The sequence below is a fragment of the Xanthobacter sp. AM11 genome (assembly GCF_047444035.1).
GTDB lineage: Bacteria > Pseudomonadota > Alphaproteobacteria > Rhizobiales > Xanthobacteraceae > Xanthobacter.
In genome coordinates, this window is record NZ_JBLAOA010000002.1 from 1 (window position 1) to 17708 (window position 17708).

Below are 17708 nucleotides of genomic sequence, written 5' to 3' on the forward strand. Positions count from 1 at the left end.
TCTCCTTCACGGCCGGCGACACAAGCTGAGCCCGGCGCGCATCTTCCTCCACCGACCGTGCGAACCGCGTTACCGGCGCGAGCAGATGGCGACCCTCCCCGGCCGACACCTGCGGAGGCGGCGCCTGGGCGCGCATGTCGTTATAGGCGACGCCACGTTCGCGGGCGATCGCAAAGCCCAGGGCGACGCTCGCCCGCTCCCACAGCCGCGCCAGCTCGCCCCTCTTTTCGGCCAGCCACGCCAGCTGCCGCGCCGCGCCCTCCTCCATCCCGGCCGCGGCCTCCGCGAGTTGGTCGATGCCGCGCAGCCGCGCGAAGTCGCGGGCGTGCGCCTGGTAGGAGGGCTCGCTTTCGTAATCGAGCGTGGTGGTCTTCGCACCGGATCGCGACAGACGTTCGACGAGCCCGGCGAACACCTCCAGCCGGTGGCTGTCTCGTGCGAGCCGATCTAGGCGAACGGCGGCGGTTTCGATCCGCCCGGCCCGCCAGACGTTGCGCTCGACGACACGGTCCTCGAACCGCTTCTGTCCGGTTTCCTCATCGACGATTGGCAGCTTCAGGGTGACGGTCTCGACGCCGTCCTTGCGCAGCAAGACGGTATCACCGACCCCAACCCCCGCCTTCTCCAGCGCGGCGGGCAGACTCGTGCCCCATAGCCGACGGGTGGACCCGTCGTCGGTCCGCACATCCGCGAACGGGCTCAGCGCGACATCCTCGCCGTCGCGGAACTTGGCCCGGCCTACCGCCACGAGCGCGCCGGTGACGCCGGCGGCGTGATCGACGCGGGCCTTTCGTCCCCATTCGCTCCTCGGTTCGAAATCCTCCTTCGCCGCATAGAGATCCGCCCGATCACGGTGCCGGCTCATCCCCACATAGGTCAGATGCTGGTCCATCATGCCGGTGACGAGCACGAAGGTCCGGTCCACCGTCGCGCCCTGCGCCTTGTGGATCGTGGCCGCATAGCCATGGTCGACATTGCGGTAGGTGTCGTCGCCAAACACGACCTCGCGCCCATTGTCGAGACGCACCGACAAGAGCGTTCGGCCGCGCTTGTCCGTGGTCGACGTCACCGTGCCGAGCATGCCGTTCTTGACGCGCTGCGGGCCGAGATGCGTCGCCCGCGGCTCCACGAACCGCGCGTTTTCGAGGAACATGATCCGGTCGCCGGCGGCGAATTCGCGCGTCCCGCGCTCGGTGGCGAACGTGCGGCTCTGTGTCAGCACACCGTCGTCGATCAGCACCTTGCGGAGGGCCTCGTTCAGGCGTTTCACATCGTCATTGGTATGGGCGAGCACGAGCAGCTCATCCCCGCGAACGGGTTGCGGATCTCCACCAGCTGGCGCCTTGGTGGCGAGCGCGCGGCGAGCCTCGGTCCAGTCGGCAACGATCCGGCCGACGGCGTCCGCGCGCGTCGCGGTCTCGACAATATGGCCATGCTGCGCATAGGCATCGAGCGCTGTGGCGACCTCGGCGCGCGCGAACATCCGGGACGCTTCGCGCGCCCACGCGTCGCGCTGGCGGCGCACACCGGCGAGCTCGGCAAAGCCGATCCGCTCCACGATCGCCCTGAAGGCCGCGCCCGCCTGGATCGGTTGGAGCTGCATGGCGTCGCCCACCAGGACGACCTTCGCCTCGGCGGCCTCGGCCGCCTTCAGCACCCGCGCCATCTGCTGCGACGACACCATCCCGGCCTCGTCGACGACGAGCACGTCGCCGCGCTTGAGCTGGTCGCGCCCGTTGGTCCAGGCCAGTTCCCAGGACGCCAGCGTGCGCGATGCGATGCCCGAGCTGTCCTCCAGGCCCTCGGCCGCCTTGCCCGCCAGCGCGGCCCCGACCACGCGGCGTCCGTCGCGTTCCCAGGCGACGTGCGCCGCGGCGAGCAGGGTGGACTTGCCGGCGCCGGCGAGCCCGACCACGGCGGCGATCGCCGCATCCGAGGTGACGTGCCGCACCGCATCGACCTGCTCCGCGTCGAGCTTGAACGGCTTGTCGGGGTCTCGGGTCTCAACGGCTTCGATCGCGGCGGTAACGCGCGCGGGGCCGACACCGAAGCCATCACGTGCCGCGAGCGTGAGTGCGGAGCGCGCCATGCCGTGCTCGACACGCAGCATGTCGCGCGTCGTGAAGACTGCGGGCTCCAAAGCCCGCCCGGTCTCGGGATCGAGCTGCTGCGGGCGCAGCGTCACCAGATCGGGCGACGCCATCAGGCGGGCCCGGATGTTGGCGAAATCGTCCGGATCGTCCACATAGCGGTGGAGCGCGCGGGCGATCTCGCGTTCGTCGAAAGTGGATCGCTCGTTGGCGAGCTGCTGCAGGAGCAGCCCCGGATCGGCGGCAAGGCGATCGGCCATGTCCTGCCTGCGGGCGAGCTCCGCCGGCGCAAGAAACATCGCACTGCCCTTGCGCGCCATCGCTGCCTTGGCAGGCCCCAGGTGCCTCTGGGCGATCCCGTCACGGCCCTGCTCGGCATAGGAGCGTCCGTCGAGGCGGATGTCGTAGCCCGCCAGCGCCAGATGCCGATTGGCCGTCTCCGCCCAGGCGAGCTTCCATGCCTTCATCGTCTCGCGGTCGCCGGCCCACAGCCGATAGACGATCTTGCCGTTCGGTCGATCGGGCGTGACGACGCGCAGCGGCCTGCCATCCTCCCCGAGCACCGCCACCTTCTTCGGGCCAAACCCGTCCTCCGCGAGCGGCCGCAGCGTCATCATCAGGTGGACGTGCGGATTGCCGTCCTTGTCGTGATAGACCCAGTCGGCAATCATGCCCTTCGAGGTGAAGGTCTCCCGCACGAACGCGCGCATCAGCGCGATGTTCTCGCTTCGGCTGAGTTCCTCCGGCAACGCAATGATCAGTTCGCGGGCGAGTTGCGCATCCTCCCTTTTCTCGAACGCCTCGACCGCATTCCACAGGACCTCGCTGGCGGCGGCGACGCTCTTTCCTCCGATGGCCGCCTCAAGCCAGGCCGGCAGCTGCTGCGGAAGCGCCAACTCCTCATGCACCAGCTCGGAGGCCCCGCCCTCATAGCGGAAGCTGGTGCCGCCCTTCTCGTCCGTCATCCGGGTGCGGTGACGATAGGCGGCGGCCGAGACGACCGAGCGCCCCGTCCCGCGGCTGATCACCTGCGCTCTGACGAACATGATGGCCACTGCCGTCGTCGCTCCCACCAGGCATGTCGCTAGCGCGACGTATATTGCGCCCTCAAACAGATCGGACCGCTGGGCCGATGCCGCTTCAAACGGCTGGCCCTGCGGGGGACCGCCGCCAGTGAGCCAGTTGGCTCATGATGAAATTAGCCTATTTAACTGCCTTATACGAGTCGATATAATCGACCTGTTTCGAGTTGAGGTGAGGTCCATTAATGCGCGTAAAATCGTCACTTCCCGAGATCGATGCCCAGATCGAGAAGCTGCGGGAGCGTCGGAAATTTCTGATAGTCAAAGCCGGGGAGCGCTTCGCCCGGGCCGCCACGAAGGCAGGCCTGGTGGAGATGGAAATCCCCGACGAGGAACTCGACGCCATCTGCGAGGAGATCGCCGCCCGATTTCGCAAGGCGGAAAAAGGGAACGCCGGTTCACCTGCCGCTGCGACGGATCGATCGGGAGCTCGTTCGGTGGGCGCGACGGCGAAGGGCCACCATGAGTGAGGTCCGCCGACGCGACGCACTTCAGAAAATTCTGCTCGGCGCCCTGGTGGTCCGTGCCGGACTGGCGGAAGCCGACCGGGCGTTTCTGCTGGGTGCGCTGATCGAAGCGGGCCGCATCGCGGTCGGCTCAAATGAGCACGAGCGGCTGAAGGCAATCGGACTGGAGGCGTTCAAGTGGCAGCCGATGGAGGACGCACCGGCGCCGGATCAGGAAAGTGAAGTGGCGCCGTGAAGCGACGATTGAACCCGAGCCTGCTGCTGGTTGTCGTGCCGATCGCCGTCACCGCCCTGACCGTCTATGTCACCGGCTGGCGATGGCCGGATCTCGCCGTCGGAATATCCGGCAAGGTGGCCCATTGGTTCCTGCGAGCTGCACCGCTCCCTGCCCTTCTGGTCGGCCCCCTCGTCGGGCTCGGGACCGTCTGGGCGCTGGCGATGCATCGGCGCCGGCCGATCGCGATGGCGACGCTGCTGTGCTTTCTCGGCGTGGCCGGACTCTATGCCCTGCGCGAATATGATCGCCTCGCCCCCTTCGTTGAGAGCGGCGCCGTCACCTGGGACCGTGCCCTCTCCTACCTCGACGGCTTCGCCGTAGCCGGCGCGATTGTCGGATTTCTCGTTGTCGCCACGGCGGCAAGGATTTCGGTGCTCGTCGCCGATCCGGTCAAGCGCGCCAAGCGCCCGACCTTCGGCGATGCGGACTGGCTGCCCATGGCTGCGGCGGCGCGGTTGTTTCCCGCCGATGGTGAGATCGTGGTCGGCGAGCGCTATCGCGTCGATCGGGAGATCGTGCATGAGCTGCCGTTCGACCCCGCGGACCGCGCGACCTGGGGCCAGGGCGGGCGGGCACAGCTCTTGACCTACAAGCAGGATTTCGATTCGACCCACATGTTGTTTTTCGCCGGGTCGGGGGGCTTCAAGACGACCAGCAACGTCGTCCCGACGGCGCTGCGCTATTCCGGGCCGCTGATCTGCCTCGATCCCTCGACCGAGGTCGCGCCGATGGTCAAGGAGCATCGCACGCGCGCTCTCGGCCGCGAGGTCATGGTGCTCGATCCCACCAACCCGATCGCCGGCTTCAACGTCCTCGACGGCATCGAGGGATCGAAGAAAAAGGAGGAGGACATCGTCGGCATCGCGCACATGCTGCTTTCCGAGAGCGTGCGCTTTGAATCCTCGACCGGCGCCTATTTCCAGAACCAGGCGCACAACCTTCTGACCGGCCTGCTCGCGCATGTGATGCTCTCGCCCGAATATGCGGGACGGCGCAATCTGCGTAGCCTGCGTCAGATCGTTTCCGAGCCCGAGCCCTCGGTGCTCGCCATGCTCCGGGACATTCAGGAGCACTCGGAATCGACCTTCATCCGTGAGACGCTCGGCGTTTTCACGAATATGACCGAGCAGACGTTCAGCGGCGTCTATTCCACCGCATCGAAGGACACGCAGTGGCTCTCGCTCGACAATTACGCCGCCCTCGTCTGCGGCAATGCCTTCAAGTCGCGTGACATCGTCTCCGGCAAGAAGGACCTGTTCCTGAACATCCCCGCTTCGATCCTGAGGTCCTATCCCGGGATCGGCCGGGTGATCATCGGCTCGCTCATCAATGCCATGGTGGAAGCGGATGGCGCGTTCGCGCGCCGGGCCCTCTTCATGCTCGACGAGGTGGACCTGCTCGGCTACATGCGGGTCCTGGAAGAGGCCCGCGATCGCGGCCGCAAGTACGGCATCACGCTGATGATGATGTACCAATCGGTCGGTCAGCTGGAGCAGCATTTCGGCAAGGCCGGCGCGACGTCGTGGATCGACGGATGTGCGTTCGCCTCATACGCCGCGATCAAGGCGCTCGAAACCGCGCGCAACGTCTCGGCCCAGTGCGGCGAGATGACGGTCGAGGTCCAGGGCCGGTCGCGGAACGTGGGATGGAGCATGTCGAGCACTGGCGATCGGCGCTCGGAGAGCCTCAGCTTCCAGCGCCGGCCGCTCATCATGCCCCACGAGATCACCCAGTCGATGCGCAAGGACGAGCAGATCATCATCGTCCAGGGCCACAGCCCGATCCGCTGCGGGCGGGCGATCTATTTCCGGCGCAGGGACATGAACGAGCAAGCCAAGGCCAATCGCTTCGTCAAGGTGTGAGCCGCCTTCGCGAGCAGTTTCCGCAGACAACGCGCTTCGCGCCAGTGACACGGGGCAATGGCGAGCCGCCCCCATCGTCGCCCCTCCTCGAATGTCTCTCAAAAGAGAGACACAATGCCGCCAAGTCAGGAGGTCGGAACATGGCCGCTCACACCTCAATGCTGCACATCCGCATAGACGACAAGCTGAAGGCCGACGCGACCGAGACGCTGGCCAGCTTCGGTCTGACGGTTTCCGATGCCGTCCGGATTCTCCTCACGCGCGTCGTAAACGAGGGCGTGTTGCCGGCGGGCCTGACTGCGGACCCGGACTCCCATGACGCATGGTTTCGGGCCAAGGTACGCGCGGCCCTGGTCGATACCCGGTCGGCGGTGCCGCACCAGCAGGTGATGGAAGAGGCACAGTCGCTGATCGACAGGAAGCGCCGTGCGAAGGCTTGAGCGGCGCGAGAACGCACGCGCACCGATCTGCAGGCGATCATAGACTCCGGCAAGCAGGGGCATCGAACCGTCCGTGTCCTGATTTCGGAAGGACTCCCCCGATGCCTTCAGCCGATCATTCTTGCAAAACCCATCATGTTAGGTTACTTAACTCTATGGTCACGATCTACCGCGCATATGGCCTGCGCGTCGTCATCTTCGTTGATGACCATGAGCCGGCCCATGTCCATGTATTCGGCGACGGACAGGCAAAGATCAATTTGATCGGCTCGGAAGGAGCACCGGAACTGGTCTGGGCCGAGGGCATGAAGCGGGGCGAGGTGCGCCGCGCGATGCAATTGGTGACCGAGCAGCAGACTGCGTTCCTGACCCGATGGAGAGAGATTCATGGCTGACCTTACCGATGCCGCCATCGAGGCCGCCCTGGAACGCGGCCGCCGGGCCCATGAAAGCGAGCCGCGAGCAGCTACCGCGCGCTTTAACCGGCAGACTGGCCGGGTCATCGTCGACCTCACCAACGGCTGCACTTTCGCCTTTCCGCCGCGTCTGGCGCAGGGGCTGGAAGAGGCAACCGATGACCAGCTTGCCGCTGTCGAGATCCTTGGTCACGGCTATGGCCTGCATTGGGAGGCGCTCGACGTCGACCTGTCCCTGCCTGGCCTGATGGCCGGCATCTTCGGCACCAAAGCTTATATGGCTCGCCGAGCCGGCCAGGCGACGTCCGCAGCCAAGGCGGCCGCTGCCCGCGCCAATGGCGCTAAAGGCGGTCGTCCGCGAAAAGCGAGCGGCCAGTAGCTTGGCGCGTCGCCCTACGCCGCGCCTGGTTGGGGGGCTGGCGTCTTTGTTGTCGGGAGTGGATCTTTGGTCATCGCTGTCGTCGCCGGTCGCCCGATCGCAGCGTGCCGTCGTTTGGCATCCGCTCAGCGCGCGGAATATTTCGTAGCCACGTTCAGGATGGCGGGCGAGGCCCGCTTTATCGAGGGATTGACTGCGCCTTCAAGGCACCCTGTTGCTCACCAACCGTCTGCCATTGCGCCGCAAAAGGCCATTTCGTGGCGCCAGATTGCGAGGTTTGCTCGCCACCATGGAAGCCGCCCTTCGTCCAAAGACGATGGACTGTCGGCCGCGGCGGCCTTAACCAGGCATGCTGCCGTCGTTCCATGACACGCCGGGACCGTCACCGAGCCGCGGCGAAAAGAGCTGCTTCACGGCAGCTCCTCCTCGGCGATCTTGCGGGCGAGTTCGGCGCGGGCCGTCTCAAGCTCGGCCGCGATCTCGCGGCGCTCACCGGCATTGACGGCGTTCCGCAGCTCGGCGCGCAGTTCCTCGATGTGCTGTTCCAGGGTCATCGTCATCTCCTCGACGTTCTTGTGAAAGATGACGACGGCGGTCATGGCGGGTGGGCACGGGTCAAAACCCGCGACAGCGGCCAGCTTGCTGGCGCGCGGAGGAACCGATTTTCCTGCGCAGCGGGAAAATTGGAGGGGCCGCGCGGTTTTGGGGCGTGCCCACCCGCCATGGCAGGCTTGGACATTCTGAGCAGACAGGGTGGGTTATCCAGGCACGCGGCAGCAGCAGGCGAAGCCTGCCCTCATCCCCCCTCAGGCGGGGTCGATGCAGTGACCGGGCGTCGATGCCGGTCTCGCGGGTTCGCCCCAGACAGCGAGGCTGCATGCGCAAGGGATCGTCACGCCGCGAGGCGCGAAGACTGCGCGCAGGCTTCGTGGAGCCGGGATCCGGCGGAGTAGAGCCCGGTCCGGCACGCCGGATGCGCCCGAATACTCCTTTGCAGGATGCAGATTCATGCCCTGCCGATCGCTCCGACGCTTGAACCAGATGCGTCACCTGTCATATATAGAAGCGACAGTTGACACACGGAGCTTGCAATGGCGATCGCGGCGAAACAGACCGTTCCCGAGGTGGCCCCGCGCGATCTGCAGAAGATCGCCGAGTTGCTCGGCGGCTCCCGGGTGTTGTCGGGGCACGTCAACAGTGCCCTTGACGCCCATGAGTTGCTGCTGCGCGGCCTGCCCGCCTCTGCGCTGGATCACCTCGTGGGGCATCTGCGCGTTCTGCACAAGGCGGATTCGCTCGAGAAGGCGGTCGGCATGAGCGTGCGAACCTATCAGCGCCGGAAGGATGCGCCCTCCAAACCGCTGAGCCAGGAGCAGAGCGGCAGGGCATGGAAATTTGCGGAGATCCTTGCCAAGGCGACCGACGTCTTCGGCTCACAGGAGGAGGCCGAGCAGTGGCTGGAGCGTCCAGCGATCGGGCTCGACCAGCGCCGTCCCATCGACCTGCTCTCCACGCCCGCCGGCATCGAGCTCGTCGAGGACTATCTCGTGCGGCTTGAATACGGCGTCTATGCATGACGCCGCTGCCGGGAGCGCTTGGCGGCGGTGAGCTTGTGGCATGGCGGCTCGACCAGGTGAGTTTTGCTTCCAGCTGGGACAGCGGTGAGGGCTCCTACCGGGTTGGCGGTCGATGGAACAGCAAGGGCGTTCGCGCCGTGTACTGCTCTATCGATCCCTCCACCGCGATCCTGGAGGTGGCGGTCCACAAGGGGTTCAGAGCGCTCGACACGATCCCTCATGTAATGACGGCGACAATGGTGACGGACCTCACCGACGTGCATGTCGTCGAGCCCGCCGACGTTCCCAACCTGAACTGGCTGAGGCCCGGCATCCCGAGCGCAGGCCAGCAGGCGTTCGGCGACGATCTCCTGCACCGCCATCGCTTCGTGGTCATTCCGAGCGCCGTCTCCACGCACAGCTGGAACCTGATCTTCATGGCGAGCAGCGCTGCAGGCGCCTATGCCGTGAAGCGTCAGGAACCTTTTGCATTGGACACACGCCTGCATCCGCCCGCGTAGGCGCCGAGGCCGCGCAGTGTGCTCTCTTCTCCCGGTCGAACGGACCGGCGAGCCTAGGCCGAGGTGGCGCGAGTGTGGCCGTGGCAGAATGAGATCTCCACGACCACGTCCTTCCGACGTTGGGAGGTTTGTGGCTGTCCGATCAGCATTTTTACTGCCTTGTCCTTTGCGGTTAAATGAAGGTGCATCCACCCATGCGGCAGTTCAGGATTGGTGAGCGGACCTGCGATGAAGGCGCGCCGGAGCTTCAATCCGCGCTCGAGCAGGCCTTTGAGCGCAAGCAGCGGCCGCTCTGCCTGTGCCGCGAGCCGCCCACCACGATGTATATCGCGCGGAACGACGGACAGTTCCTGGTCAAGCGCATGCCGCTGACTGGCCGCGATCACGACCCCTCCTGCCCGTCCTACGAACCGCCCTACGAGCTTTCGGGGCTCGGTCCCCTCATCGGCAATGCGATCCAGATTGACGATGCGACCGGGACCGCCATTCTCAAGCTCGATTTCTCGCTGACGAAGCGTGGCAGCCGGTCCGCGCCGGCATCCCCATCGGAGACTTCCGACACGGTGCGGAACGAGACCAAGAAGCTCTCGCTGCGCGCCGTTCTGCACTATCTCTGGGATGCCGCCGAGCTGACCGAATGGACATCGCTTTGGGCCGGCAAGCGCGGCTGGGGCAAGGTGCGGGCGAGCGTGATGAATGCCGCTAGGGAAATGACCGTGCGCGGCGGTCCGCTCAGCGACATTCTGTTCGTGCCGGAGGTGTTCCACGCCGACGACAAGGCTGCGATCGCGGTGCGGCGATCCAGGGCTCTATCCGGCGCCCAGGCGCCGGGCAACGGCCCGCAGAAGTTGATGCTGCTGGTCGGCGAGGTGAAGGAATTCCCTGAGGCTCGCAGCGGCCGGAAGGTTGTCATCAAGCACCTGCCGGATTTCCCTCTGATGCTGGAGGAGGCGGCCTGGCGCCGGCTGAACAAGCGGTATGACGCCGAGCTGGAACTCTGGGATGCGAACGAGGAGACGCACGTCGTCGCCATCGCGACATTCGGGATTTCAAACGCCGGCGTTCCGGCCATCAACGAGATCGCCCTGATGGTGGTGACGGAGAACTGGATTCCCTTCGAGAGCGCCCACGAACTGCAGTTGCTCTCTCGCCTAGCAGGCATGCGGCGCAAGAGCGTGAAGGGATTGCGGTTCAATCTCAGCCGGGATCAGCCGGTCGTTTGCGTGACGCTCCCTGAGAGGCGCCCGTCTCCTGTCGCAATGTACATCGTCCCTGCGGGCGCCGACGAAGACTATGATCGCATACTGGCGGAGATGATCGACGCTCGGCCCGAGATGACGCCCTGGGTCTGGCGCACGGCTGACGGCGGCATGCCGCTCATGCCCTGAGGCGTTCATCACGGGCATGAATCGATCCCGCAGGATCGATTCATGGAAGTCGTTGGACGCGCCTTTCCTGGGACGCGAGACTCGCCCCATGGAAAGAACGGCACCGGGCCCGCTGCACCTCCGCCGCATCGATCCCGCGCAGAACATGCGGCGGTACTACACGCTCTCGCTCCAGCCGACGCTGTTCGGCGGGGCGACGGTCATCCGCAACTGGGGCCGGATCGGCACGAACGGCCAGTCGATGATGGAGACCTTCGATCAGCCTGAGGAGGCTGTGGGCGCGTTCTCGCGCCTTGCCCGGACGAAACGACGCCGCGGCTATGGCGACGCCGGCGTCAGCGGAAACGGCTGACCTCGGTGAAGGCTTTCCGGCGGGCGATGAACTCGCGCAGCAGCGGCAGGAAGAAGGCCTTGCTGAAGCGGCCGATGGGCCGCTTCGGTTCGAGATAGAAGGACCGGCCGACAAGGTCGGTGTTGAATTCATCGAGGATGATCCAGAGGCGCAGATCGGTGTCCAGCCCGGCACGGCGCTTTTCGATGGCCGGGATCTCGGCAAAGAATCGCGATGCTTCCGGTTCCTTGGTGGTAATCGGAAAGAAGAGCACGAGATCACCGTCCGGCCGGACGATACGCGCGCCGACGGCGACGGGCCGATCCTTGCGGCCCTCGGTTTCGCCGGCACGCGCCTGCCGCGCCCAGAGATACGGATAGCGGATGACGGTCGCGGTCTGGATGTCGTCGAAGCTCACGGCTTTCCGGCCTCGTCCTCCCGCGCATAGGCGTCGACGGCGTTCTCGAACTCTGCGAGAAGGCTGTCGGGCATCGTCTCGATGGTCCCCGCCGAGCGTGCGTCCGACTGGCGCATCAGGCGCTGATAGTCCTCAATGTTGAGGAGCACGAGGCGCGGCTTGTTGCGCTGGGTGATCGTTACCGGCCGGCGCAGCGCCTCAGCGATGATATCGCCGGACTTGCGGGAAAGCTCGCTCGTGGAATAGGACCCACCTAAACGCGGCATGGCGATCTCCTGTAATTGCTGCCTTTGCTGATATATACAGCATTGACCGCATTTGCGCAACGAAGCGCCGTCCGAAGCGCCGCCGCCGGGCCGGCAGCGCTTCGGACGGCGCGACATGGTGAAAGCAGGCCCTCCAGCTCGGCCCAGATGAGCTCGCGCTCCGCGAGAACCGTCTCCAGATGGGCCTCGATCTCGCGGCGTTCCGCAGCTCGGCGCGCAGTTCCTCGATGTTCCGTCGGGCCAAACCGCGATGTCGCCACTGTGGTGGACCTTTGCACCTGTGAGATTGTGGTGGTAGTCATGTGTTTCCTCCTGGCTGTGGCCGTTCGTCACCGAAAGGGCTGAAGGCCCCGCCTTGCGGCGGAGCCCTCTGGTCGGAGGCTCAGTCCCGGTTCGGGCGGGACCAGATCAGCTGGAGGCCTTCCTCGCCTTCCACCTCGATCAAGGTGGCGTAGATCGGAGCGGGGAACGAAGGGTCGTCGAGCTTGACGGAGAGGTAGTCGCGCTCCGTCTCCTTCGCGGTCTTCTGCCAGGCGGCGCCGAATTCCACGTTGCGGCTGTCGAGGATGCGGAAGTCGGGGCCTTTGTCGGAGGTGCGCTCGGCGCGAACGATCTTGGCCTTGACGTTGAGGTTGAGGGTCTTGATGACGCCGGTGAAGCCGTTTTAGGTCAGCCGTCAACTGTCCTCTTGAAACGACGCATCGGATTTTGCTTGGCTATCTGGTGGAGGACACTTCCGAGTGTCCTTTAGCTGGATCGCGGCGCCCCGGGGTGGAGCGCCGCGTCCGGTGAGTGGTCGCCTCAGCGCGACCAGATGAGGGCGTATCCGTCCTCGACTTCCACGAGGCTGGCGTAGATCGGAGCTGGGAAGCTCGGATCGTCGAGCTTGACGGAGTGGTATTCCCGGCCGGTTTCCTTGGCGGCTTTCTTCCAGCCTGCGCCGATCTCGATTGAGCCTGCGAGGGCGCGAAGGTCAGGGGACTTCTCGCTTTCCTTGTCGGCGGCGACGAAGCGGGCCTTGATGTTGAGGGAAAGCGTCTTGATCACTCCGGCGAAAGAGCCGTCTTCGTTGCGGGTGAAAGTGCCGATCTGAGCCATGGGTCTTCTCCTTTGCTGTATCAGGTCGCGACCATCGCGGCCTTGATGGCGATCGGAGAACACCGGGCGACCGGCCCGCACCCGAAGGGCTGGAACGAAGTGGAGGGCGGCGCAGGGACGAGCTTCTTGCTTCGCGAGGAAACCGCGCGCAGGCGTCAGCCGAGCACGGTGGGGAAGAAGGTAGGCATCGCGCTGTTGTGGGATCGAGGTCGGGCTGCGCAGCAGCCGGACGCGGTGTGAGATACGCCAACAAGAAAGGCCGCAATGGACGTACCTCAGGACAGCCCTGCCAAGGAGATGCCCTAGCTTGCGACACCGAAATCCCAACGATAGCGACATGGTGGAAATCCAGACGCTCCCTCTCATCATGCGAAGCCTGCCTGCCTCCCGACACAAAGAGGGAACCCCGTGGCACCTTGCGCCATGCGGCGCCAAGCCGGCGGCGTTCGGCGACGGACCGCATGAACCAGCCAGGAATATGACGGCATCTGCTCGAGCAGTCGCTCATGGCTGCGTCGATCGCAGTATCGCGGGACGGCGATGGGCGTCGATCTCCCTCGTCAACTGCGCGCTGCGGCGTTCAGCCCTCTCGGCCCAGCGTTCGGCCTCGATCGCGCGCCGCATGAGACCGGCATTCTCGGTCGCGAGCTGGCGAATCTGGCGCTGCATGTCGTCGATCACGACGCGCTGCTCGGCAACTTTGTCTGCGATGGTGGCGATCCGGCTGGGGACACGCTGCCGCTGAAGAGCGCGGGCAAGATCGTCGAGAATATCGCGGTGATTAGCATAGATGGCGTTGCGGCCGACGCGGGCTTCGCGAGCGAGCGCTGCAACGGTCAAACGTCGAGTGGGCGCCGCCGGGTATTCTGCGGAACGCCCAGTCAGCCGAGCGAGGGCGGCACGCAGCTTCTCGGCCGTCGCCTGCATGCGCCGGTCATGCGGGTTTTTGGCGGTCGTCTTCGGCACGGGCTTCTCCGGTGGCGGAAAGATCGGAAAGGATGCGCTCGCACTCGGCGATGCGGGTCCTGGTGAGAGCGAGGCTCGGTTCGTCGAGCCGTTCGTCGGCGATCAGGGCGAGGTTGCGGTCAAGATGCGCCTGCCAGACTGGGCGATGACGCTCGGTGACGGCGAAGTTGGCGCAGCTCATGCCGGTGCTTTCGGTGCGCCACAGAGGGTTCGGGCCACGCTCGTCGCCCATGCAGGCGGCGGACTCGGCGCGATAGACGCAGTATCCCCAATCGCAGACGCCGAGCCGCATGCCGCTCTCCTCGATGAGGAAATCGACATAGGCGGCGAGTTCGCCGTCACGAGTACGGCCGCGGAAACGCGACTGCGACGACAGCGTGCGTCCGGCCTTGCCGCCGAGGCGGGATGCGGTGAGCAACTCCTCGAGCGCGGATCGGGTCTCATCGAGCGTTTGTGCGTCGACAAGTTCGCCGAGATCGAAATCCGTCCCGACATAGGCGCTGTCGGTCATAATGCGGGTCACGTGCCCGAAATGATGCTGCAGGGCGTGGAGGCCGGTTCGGTCGCGCTTGCCGACGAAACGGGCGAAGGTCTTGCGGCCCTGATGTGTGGTCAGATGCCACGACGTCCCGTCGTCATTGCGCGGCATGTCGATGAATGGTGCGAACCTCTCGTTCAGGCGGATGACGAGGGAGCTGCCCGTCGCGACCTCCGGTGGGCGGCGATCGACGATGCCGCTCCCGGCCAGGGAGAGCCACAGTTCCGATCGGCCAGCCTGGGTACGCAAGGGTTCCGACAGGCGATGAAGGACCTCCACCGCGCGCAGAACGGGCGGCGGCGCTGGCCAGAGGTGCGGCGTGCCGGCTTCATTGGCGGCGGTCTTGAATATCCGCCCGCGGAGATAGGTGAAGGCTTCCATGCCATCCGCGGACGGGTGCTCTTCGATGCAATCGACTTCGAGTGCGAGAATCTCCGAAGCCCTCGCGCCGATCAGATAGGCAATGGTGATGAAGCAGGCCTCCTGGATCCTATTGATCAGCAGGCGAAGATCCTTGGTCCGCGTCAGCGGCGGATGCCAGGGCGCGTTCTCGCCGTCGATGGTGGAAAAGCAAAACGACGAAACAAGGGCGCGGACGGCCTGACGGTGGACGAAGAAAGAGCGCCCCTGATGGTCGATGCGAAACGGTACGGCCTGATCGCGCAAGGCGATGACGTCGTCGGCCGGCTGGCCGATCAGCCGGATCCCCGCCGAGACGAGCGGAACAGCGATGGCGTCGGGCGTGAATGGCAGGCGCCGCACGGTGTGGCGGCTGAAGCCCGAATACATGCTGGCACGCTGTTCGTCGAAGGGATGCTCTGATGGCGGATATGCGAGCTTGCGCCTCTGCTGGTAGAGAGCCAGCAGGACGTTAGCGTAGTCGTGCCGGGTTCCCGGCCTGATTGGCGTGCCGTCATGCCTTCGCCGCTCGGCAATGGAATGCATGAACCGCTCGGCTGTATCGCGATCGAGATCGCCGAAACTGCGCATGGCTTCGCCGGCTATCCACCGGATCAGAACACGAAGTTTGACGGCCGTTGCGACGAGCGATCGTGAGCGGGCGTGCCGCCGGCCTGGCGGCGGATCGACCCGAAGCGACCATAGGAAGACCCGCGCATCTTCCAGCCACACAGCCCAGAAAGGATCGGTGAAGCGACTGCCGTCCGGGAGTTCGAAAGCCCAATCGATCAACAACTGATGCGTTCGCAGATCAGGCCGCAAGCCATCGAGCTGCCACTGCGGATCTGACCACAGCGAAGCCGACGAAACCTTCTGCGGCGGATCGGTATCGCGGATGGTGGCGGATCGGCTCGGCATGATCACTCCAGTTCCGGCAAGGCAGGCATGCCGGCGACGAGCGAGCGGGCGGCCTCGTGCAGTGCCGTCGGGAAATCCGGAAGGATGTCCTGGGTCAGAATCCGCCATGACGGCGCGTAGAGGAGATTCCAGCGCCGTGGGTCGAGCCGGTTGCGGGCCTGTTCGAAGCGATCGATGGCAGCCAGAATGCGCGCCAGATGCTCGGTGTCGATCGGGATCACCAGGCCGGGGCAAGCGAGACATCCGCCGAATTGCGGGCATAGGCGCTCAGCGCCGTCGCGACCGGGAACGACCGGCGCGAGACAATCATGGCCGAAGGGAACGGCGGCGCGAGGCTGGCTGGGTCCTGGCACCGGGTCGATCCGCTCGGAACCCCGAACCCAGGCGACCATCAGGTCTTGGAGGCGGGCGATCGTCTGGCGCTGAAGCCGCGTCGTCTCCTCGCTTTTGATATAGGTCTCGGTCGTTGCGACGCTGGCGTGGTTGAGGATCGACTGTGCCGCAAGGATATCGCCGCCGGAGGCGCGGTAATGCTCGGTCGCGACGGTCCCGCGAAAGAGAGCCGGAGCAAAGCTTGCGATCGACGCGCGCGGACTGTCGGGGTGCGCTGCGTTCCATTCATCGATGCGTTGGTTGGCGCGCTTTGTGAATCTGAGGATGGCCCGCCTGAGAACCGAGTGCTCGATGACCTCGGTGCGGTTGCGGAGCGAGCGACGGGTAGGCCCGGCATAGATGCTGCGCGTCAGGAACACCCGATCCTGCTGACCGGGCGGCGCGTCTGCGAGGAGCGGTCCGGTCAAGGCCAGCATCATCTCGATCAGGTTCGGTGCGGCGTATCGTCGACGCCGGTCGAACGACCGCCGCTGCGCCTTCTGGAGCCGCGCGCTGGTCTTCGCCTTGTTCCAGTCGACGATGACACGATGTTCGTCGAGCGGATGCGGAACGAGGCAGTCGCGCCGGAGGTCGCGCAACGGTTCCGGATTGGCGGCCGTCTGGATGGCGATCGCCAAGAAGAACGGAACGAGCGTGTCGGTCGTGATGTGAAAATGCTGTGCGATGGTGCGATAGCCACCCCAGATGTGTTTCGGCATGGAAGATTGGGTCTGACGCAGTTTTGGTGAAGAAGACCTAGGGCGCGCCGACGAGACGGGCCTGAAGGAGATCGAGCTTTCCTCTGCCGTACATCTGGCGCTTGACGAGTTTGAGCTTGGTGATCTGCCCCTCGGTTTGGCCGTTGGACCAGTGCGAGGTGATGGCGGCAACCACGGCGGCCCGATCTTTGACGACGCCGTTGGCGAATGACGCGATCAGGCTGGATCTGGCCCGCTCGAGCCATGGCTCGAGCTCTGCGACACTCTTCTTGCGGATCATGGCCTGGAACGCGGCGATGATCTCTCGCGCCTCGACGAGGAGCGGCACGGCGGCTTCGATCGCAGCGATCGTGACGCTCTCGGATTTGGACACGCGGTCCCGGCCAATGGTCATGAGGCGCGCGATGGTGCGCGCCGAAGGGGTTCGAGTGAGTGCATCACTGTCCATCCGTTCGGCGCGCCGACGGCGTGACACCCACTCGGTGACGACCCGAAGGCAACCGCGGAAGCCTTGGCGCTTGAGGCGCCGCCACAGCTCCGCGCCGTTGCGTTCGCCGGCTGCCCACCTGTTCTCAAGCCACGGCAGGTACAGTTCCAGCGAACTTTCCCGGGAGCGGAACACGTCCGTGCGCTCGCCGCGCAGGATCCTGCGGACAAGGCCACGGCTATGCCCAGAGCGGCGCACGATCTCCTTGATCGCGATCCCATCCTTCGCCAAGCGGAGGATGGTCCCGTTTGCGTCTTCCCGACGAAGATATCCCTCATATTGCAGCCGCTCGGCGGCCGTGAGCAGATCAGGGTTAATGGTCGCGGCGCCGATCGCGGCTCGTACCTGACGCATGGATTTGCGCACCGCGTCGAGAAAGGCACGGCTGGCGTTCTCCATCAGGTGCCAGCGGTCAGCCACCTGGGTGGCCGTCGGCAGCGCCTTGGCCGCAGCCGTGGCATATCCTCCGCCGCGATCACGAGCGACGGTGGTGATTTGAGGCTGGCAGGTCAGCCACGCCTGCGCTGTCGCGGGCTCCCGGTCGGGTAAGAGAGCGATGGTCCTGCGGCGCTCAAGGTCACAGATGATCGTGCCATAGCGTTGGTTGCGCCGCCACGCCCAGTCGTCGATCCCAATGACCGTTGGCGGGACGAAAGGCCGGTGGCCGCGTCGCCGCACCACCCGCAGCAGGGTGTCGTTGCTGAACCATCGTCATGTG

19 protein-coding genes and 2 pseudogenes are annotated in these 17708 nt (G+C 65.4%); 11 read left to right on the forward strand and 10 right to left on the reverse strand.

The annotated features are described in order from the left end of the window. Window positions 1–3145, reverse strand: a 3145-nt coding sequence (gene traA, locus ACI7BZ_RS20930) for a Ti-type conjugative transfer relaxase TraA (protein WP_414119234.1), incomplete at its 3' end; no start/stop codon positions are given. A 212-nt stretch (window positions 3146–3357) separates the two neighbouring features. On the opposite strand from traA, the gene ACI7BZ_RS20935 reads away from it, so the two are divergent. The 6 genes from ACI7BZ_RS20935 (at window position 3358) to ACI7BZ_RS20960 (ending at window position 7013) form a co-directional block, all read left to right on the forward strand. Continuing rightward, on the forward strand, window positions 3358–3642 hold the full coding sequence (locus tag ACI7BZ_RS20935) for a TraC family protein (protein ID WP_414119235.1): 285 nt from the start codon (window positions 3358–3360) through the stop codon (window positions 3640–3642). Next, the gene (locus ACI7BZ_RS20940) at window positions 3635–3874 is read left to right on the forward strand and encodes a conjugal transfer protein TraD (RefSeq protein WP_282642217.1); all 240 of its coding nucleotides are present in this window, start codon (window positions 3635–3637) and stop codon (window positions 3872–3874) included. The genes ACI7BZ_RS20935 and ACI7BZ_RS20940 overlap by 8 nt, the downstream gene beginning before the upstream one ends. Then, on the forward strand, window positions 3871–5778 hold the full coding sequence (traG, locus tag ACI7BZ_RS20945) for a Ti-type conjugative transfer system protein TraG (protein ID WP_282890680.1): 1908 nt from the start codon (window positions 3871–3873) through the stop codon (window positions 5776–5778). The genes ACI7BZ_RS20940 and traG overlap by 4 nt, the downstream gene beginning before the upstream one ends. 140 nt (window positions 5779–5918) lie before the next feature. Continuing rightward, window positions 5919–6218 (forward strand): type II toxin-antitoxin system RelB/DinJ family antitoxin, encoded by a 300-nt coding sequence (locus tag ACI7BZ_RS20950; protein WP_414119237.1) that lies wholly within the window; start codon window positions 5919–5921, stop codon window positions 6216–6218. 155 nt (window positions 6219–6373) lie between these two features. Beyond that, window positions 6374–6613, forward strand: coding sequence for a DUF4160 domain-containing protein (locus tag ACI7BZ_RS20955; protein ID WP_282639822.1), 240 nt, complete (start codon window positions 6374–6376; stop codon window positions 6611–6613). Beyond that, window positions 6606–7013, forward strand: a complete 408-nt coding sequence (locus ACI7BZ_RS20960; protein ID WP_282639823.1) for a DUF2442 domain-containing protein — start codon at window positions 6606–6608, stop codon at window positions 7011–7013. The genes ACI7BZ_RS20955 and ACI7BZ_RS20960 overlap by 8 nt, the downstream gene beginning before the upstream one ends. A gap of 410 nt (window positions 7014–7423) precedes the next feature. On the opposite strand, the gene ACI7BZ_RS20965 is transcribed toward ACI7BZ_RS20960, so the two are convergent. Further along, window positions 7424–7612, reverse strand: a complete 189-nt coding sequence (locus ACI7BZ_RS20965; protein WP_282639867.1) for a hypothetical protein — start codon at window positions 7610–7612, stop codon at window positions 7424–7426. Between the two features lie 492 nt (window positions 7613–8104). Between ACI7BZ_RS20965 and parS the strand changes: the two genes are divergently transcribed. From parS to ACI7BZ_RS20985, 4 genes are all read left to right on the forward strand, one after another. Continuing rightward, complete coding sequence (parS, locus tag ACI7BZ_RS20970) at window positions 8105–8590, forward strand: type II RES/Xre toxin-antitoxin system antitoxin (RefSeq protein WP_282639824.1); 486 nt, start codon at window positions 8105–8107, stop codon at window positions 8588–8590. Then, a complete protein-coding gene (locus ACI7BZ_RS20975) occupies window positions 8587–9090 on the forward strand; it encodes an RES family NAD+ phosphorylase (protein WP_282639825.1) in 504 nt (167 codons plus the stop codon). Before parS ends, ACI7BZ_RS20975 begins: the two co-directional genes overlap by 4 nt. Window positions 9091–9284: 194 nt before the next feature. Next, the gene (locus ACI7BZ_RS20980) at window positions 9285–10478 is read left to right on the forward strand and encodes a DUF1173 domain-containing protein (RefSeq protein WP_414119239.1); all 1194 of its coding nucleotides are present in this window, start codon (window positions 9285–9287) and stop codon (window positions 10476–10478) included. 88 nt (window positions 10479–10566) lie between these two features. Then, complete coding sequence (locus ACI7BZ_RS20985) at window positions 10567–10830, forward strand: WGR domain-containing protein (protein WP_282639827.1); 264 nt, start codon at window positions 10567–10569, stop codon at window positions 10828–10830. Here the strand turns inward: ACI7BZ_RS20985 and ACI7BZ_RS20990 are convergent. From ACI7BZ_RS20990 to ACI7BZ_RS21005, 4 genes and pseudogenes are all read right to left on the reverse strand, one after another. Then, on the reverse strand, window positions 10814–11227 hold the full coding sequence (locus ACI7BZ_RS20990; RefSeq protein WP_414119240.1) for a hypothetical protein: 414 nt from the start codon (window positions 11225–11227) through the stop codon (window positions 10814–10816). The genes ACI7BZ_RS20985 and ACI7BZ_RS20990 overlap by 17 nt on opposite strands. Beyond that, window positions 11224–11493 (reverse strand): type II toxin-antitoxin system prevent-host-death family antitoxin, encoded by a 270-nt coding sequence (locus tag ACI7BZ_RS20995; RefSeq protein ID WP_414119314.1) that lies wholly within the window; start codon window positions 11491–11493, stop codon window positions 11224–11226. Before ACI7BZ_RS20995 ends, ACI7BZ_RS20990 begins: the two co-directional genes overlap by 4 nt. Before the next feature lie 382 nt (window positions 11494–11875). Continuing rightward, window positions 11876–12157, reverse strand: a pseudogene (locus ACI7BZ_RS21000) (DUF736 domain-containing protein); the annotation flags it as partial. Between the two features lie 137 nt (window positions 12158–12294). Beyond that, window positions 12295–12591 (reverse strand): DUF736 domain-containing protein, encoded by a 297-nt coding sequence (locus ACI7BZ_RS21005; protein WP_282892207.1) that lies wholly within the window; start codon window positions 12589–12591, stop codon window positions 12295–12297. Between the two features lie 12 nt (window positions 12592–12603). On the opposite strand from ACI7BZ_RS21005, the gene ACI7BZ_RS21010 reads away from it, so the two are divergent. Further along, the gene (locus tag ACI7BZ_RS21010) at window positions 12604–12831 is read left to right on the forward strand and encodes a hypothetical protein (protein WP_282892206.1); all 228 of its coding nucleotides are present in this window, start codon (window positions 12604–12606) and stop codon (window positions 12829–12831) included. 264 nt (window positions 12832–13095) lie between these two features. Here the strand turns inward: ACI7BZ_RS21010 and ACI7BZ_RS21015 are convergent, their stop codons facing one another. The 4 genes and pseudogenes from ACI7BZ_RS21015 to ACI7BZ_RS21030 form a co-directional block, all read right to left on the reverse strand. Then, complete coding sequence (locus ACI7BZ_RS21015) at window positions 13096–13557, reverse strand: hypothetical protein (protein WP_414119241.1); 462 nt, start codon at window positions 13555–13557, stop codon at window positions 13096–13098. Beyond that, on the reverse strand, window positions 13526–15412 hold the full coding sequence (locus ACI7BZ_RS21020; protein WP_414119315.1) for a site-specific integrase: 1887 nt from the start codon (window positions 15410–15412) through the stop codon (window positions 13526–13528). The genes ACI7BZ_RS21015 and ACI7BZ_RS21020 overlap by 32 nt, the downstream gene beginning before the upstream one ends. A 2-nt stretch (window positions 15413–15414) precedes the next feature. Next, a complete protein-coding gene (locus ACI7BZ_RS21025; protein WP_414119242.1) occupies window positions 15415–16503 on the reverse strand; it encodes a site-specific integrase in 1089 nt (362 codons plus the stop codon). A 37-nt stretch (window positions 16504–16540) separates the two neighbouring features. Beyond that, window positions 16541–17692: pseudogene (locus tag ACI7BZ_RS21030) on the reverse strand (ISL3 family transposase); the annotation flags it as partial. Window positions 17693–17708 lie beyond the last annotated feature (16 nt).

Coding starts and splice junctions, on each gene's coding strand:
- ACI7BZ_RS20935 (WP_414119235.1), top strand. CDS start 3,358: ATGCGCGTAAAATCGTCACTTCCCGAGATCGATGCCCAGATCGAGAAG.
- ACI7BZ_RS20940 (WP_282642217.1), top strand. CDS start 3,635: ATGAGTGAGGTCCGCCGACGCGACGCACTTCAGAAAATTCTGCTCGGC.
- ACI7BZ_RS20950 (WP_414119237.1), top strand. CDS start 5,919: ATGGCCGCTCACACCTCAATGCTGCACATCCGCATAGACGACAAGCTG.
- ACI7BZ_RS20955 (WP_282639822.1), top strand. CDS start 6,374: ATGGTCACGATCTACCGCGCATATGGCCTGCGCGTCGTCATCTTCGTT.
- ACI7BZ_RS20960 (WP_282639823.1), top strand. CDS start 6,606: ATGGCTGACCTTACCGATGCCGCCATCGAGGCCGCCCTGGAACGCGGC.
- ACI7BZ_RS20965 (WP_282639867.1), bottom strand. CDS start 7,612: ATGACCGCCGTCGTCATCTTTCACAAGAACGTCGAGGAGATGACGATG.
- parS (WP_282639824.1), top strand. CDS start 8,105: ATGGCGATCGCGGCGAAACAGACCGTTCCCGAGGTGGCCCCGCGCGAT.
- ACI7BZ_RS20975 (WP_282639825.1), top strand. CDS start 8,587: ATGACGCCGCTGCCGGGAGCGCTTGGCGGCGGTGAGCTTGTGGCATGG.
- ACI7BZ_RS20980 (WP_414119239.1), top strand. CDS start 9,285: ATGCGGCAGTTCAGGATTGGTGAGCGGACCTGCGATGAAGGCGCGCCG.
- ACI7BZ_RS20985 (WP_282639827.1), top strand. CDS start 10,567: ATGGAAAGAACGGCACCGGGCCCGCTGCACCTCCGCCGCATCGATCCC.
- ACI7BZ_RS20995 (WP_414119314.1), bottom strand. CDS start 11,493: ATGCCGCGTTTAGGTGGGTCCTATTCCACGAGCGAGCTTTCCCGCAAG.
- ACI7BZ_RS21005 (WP_282892207.1), bottom strand. CDS start 12,591: ATGGCTCAGATCGGCACTTTCACCCGCAACGAAGACGGCTCTTTCGCC.
- ACI7BZ_RS21020 (WP_414119315.1), bottom strand. CDS start 15,412: ATGCCGAGCCGATCCGCCACCATCCGCGATACCGATCCGCCGCAGAAG.
- ACI7BZ_RS21025 (WP_414119242.1), bottom strand. CDS start 16,503: ATGCCGAAACACATCTGGGGTGGCTATCGCACCATCGCACAGCATTTT.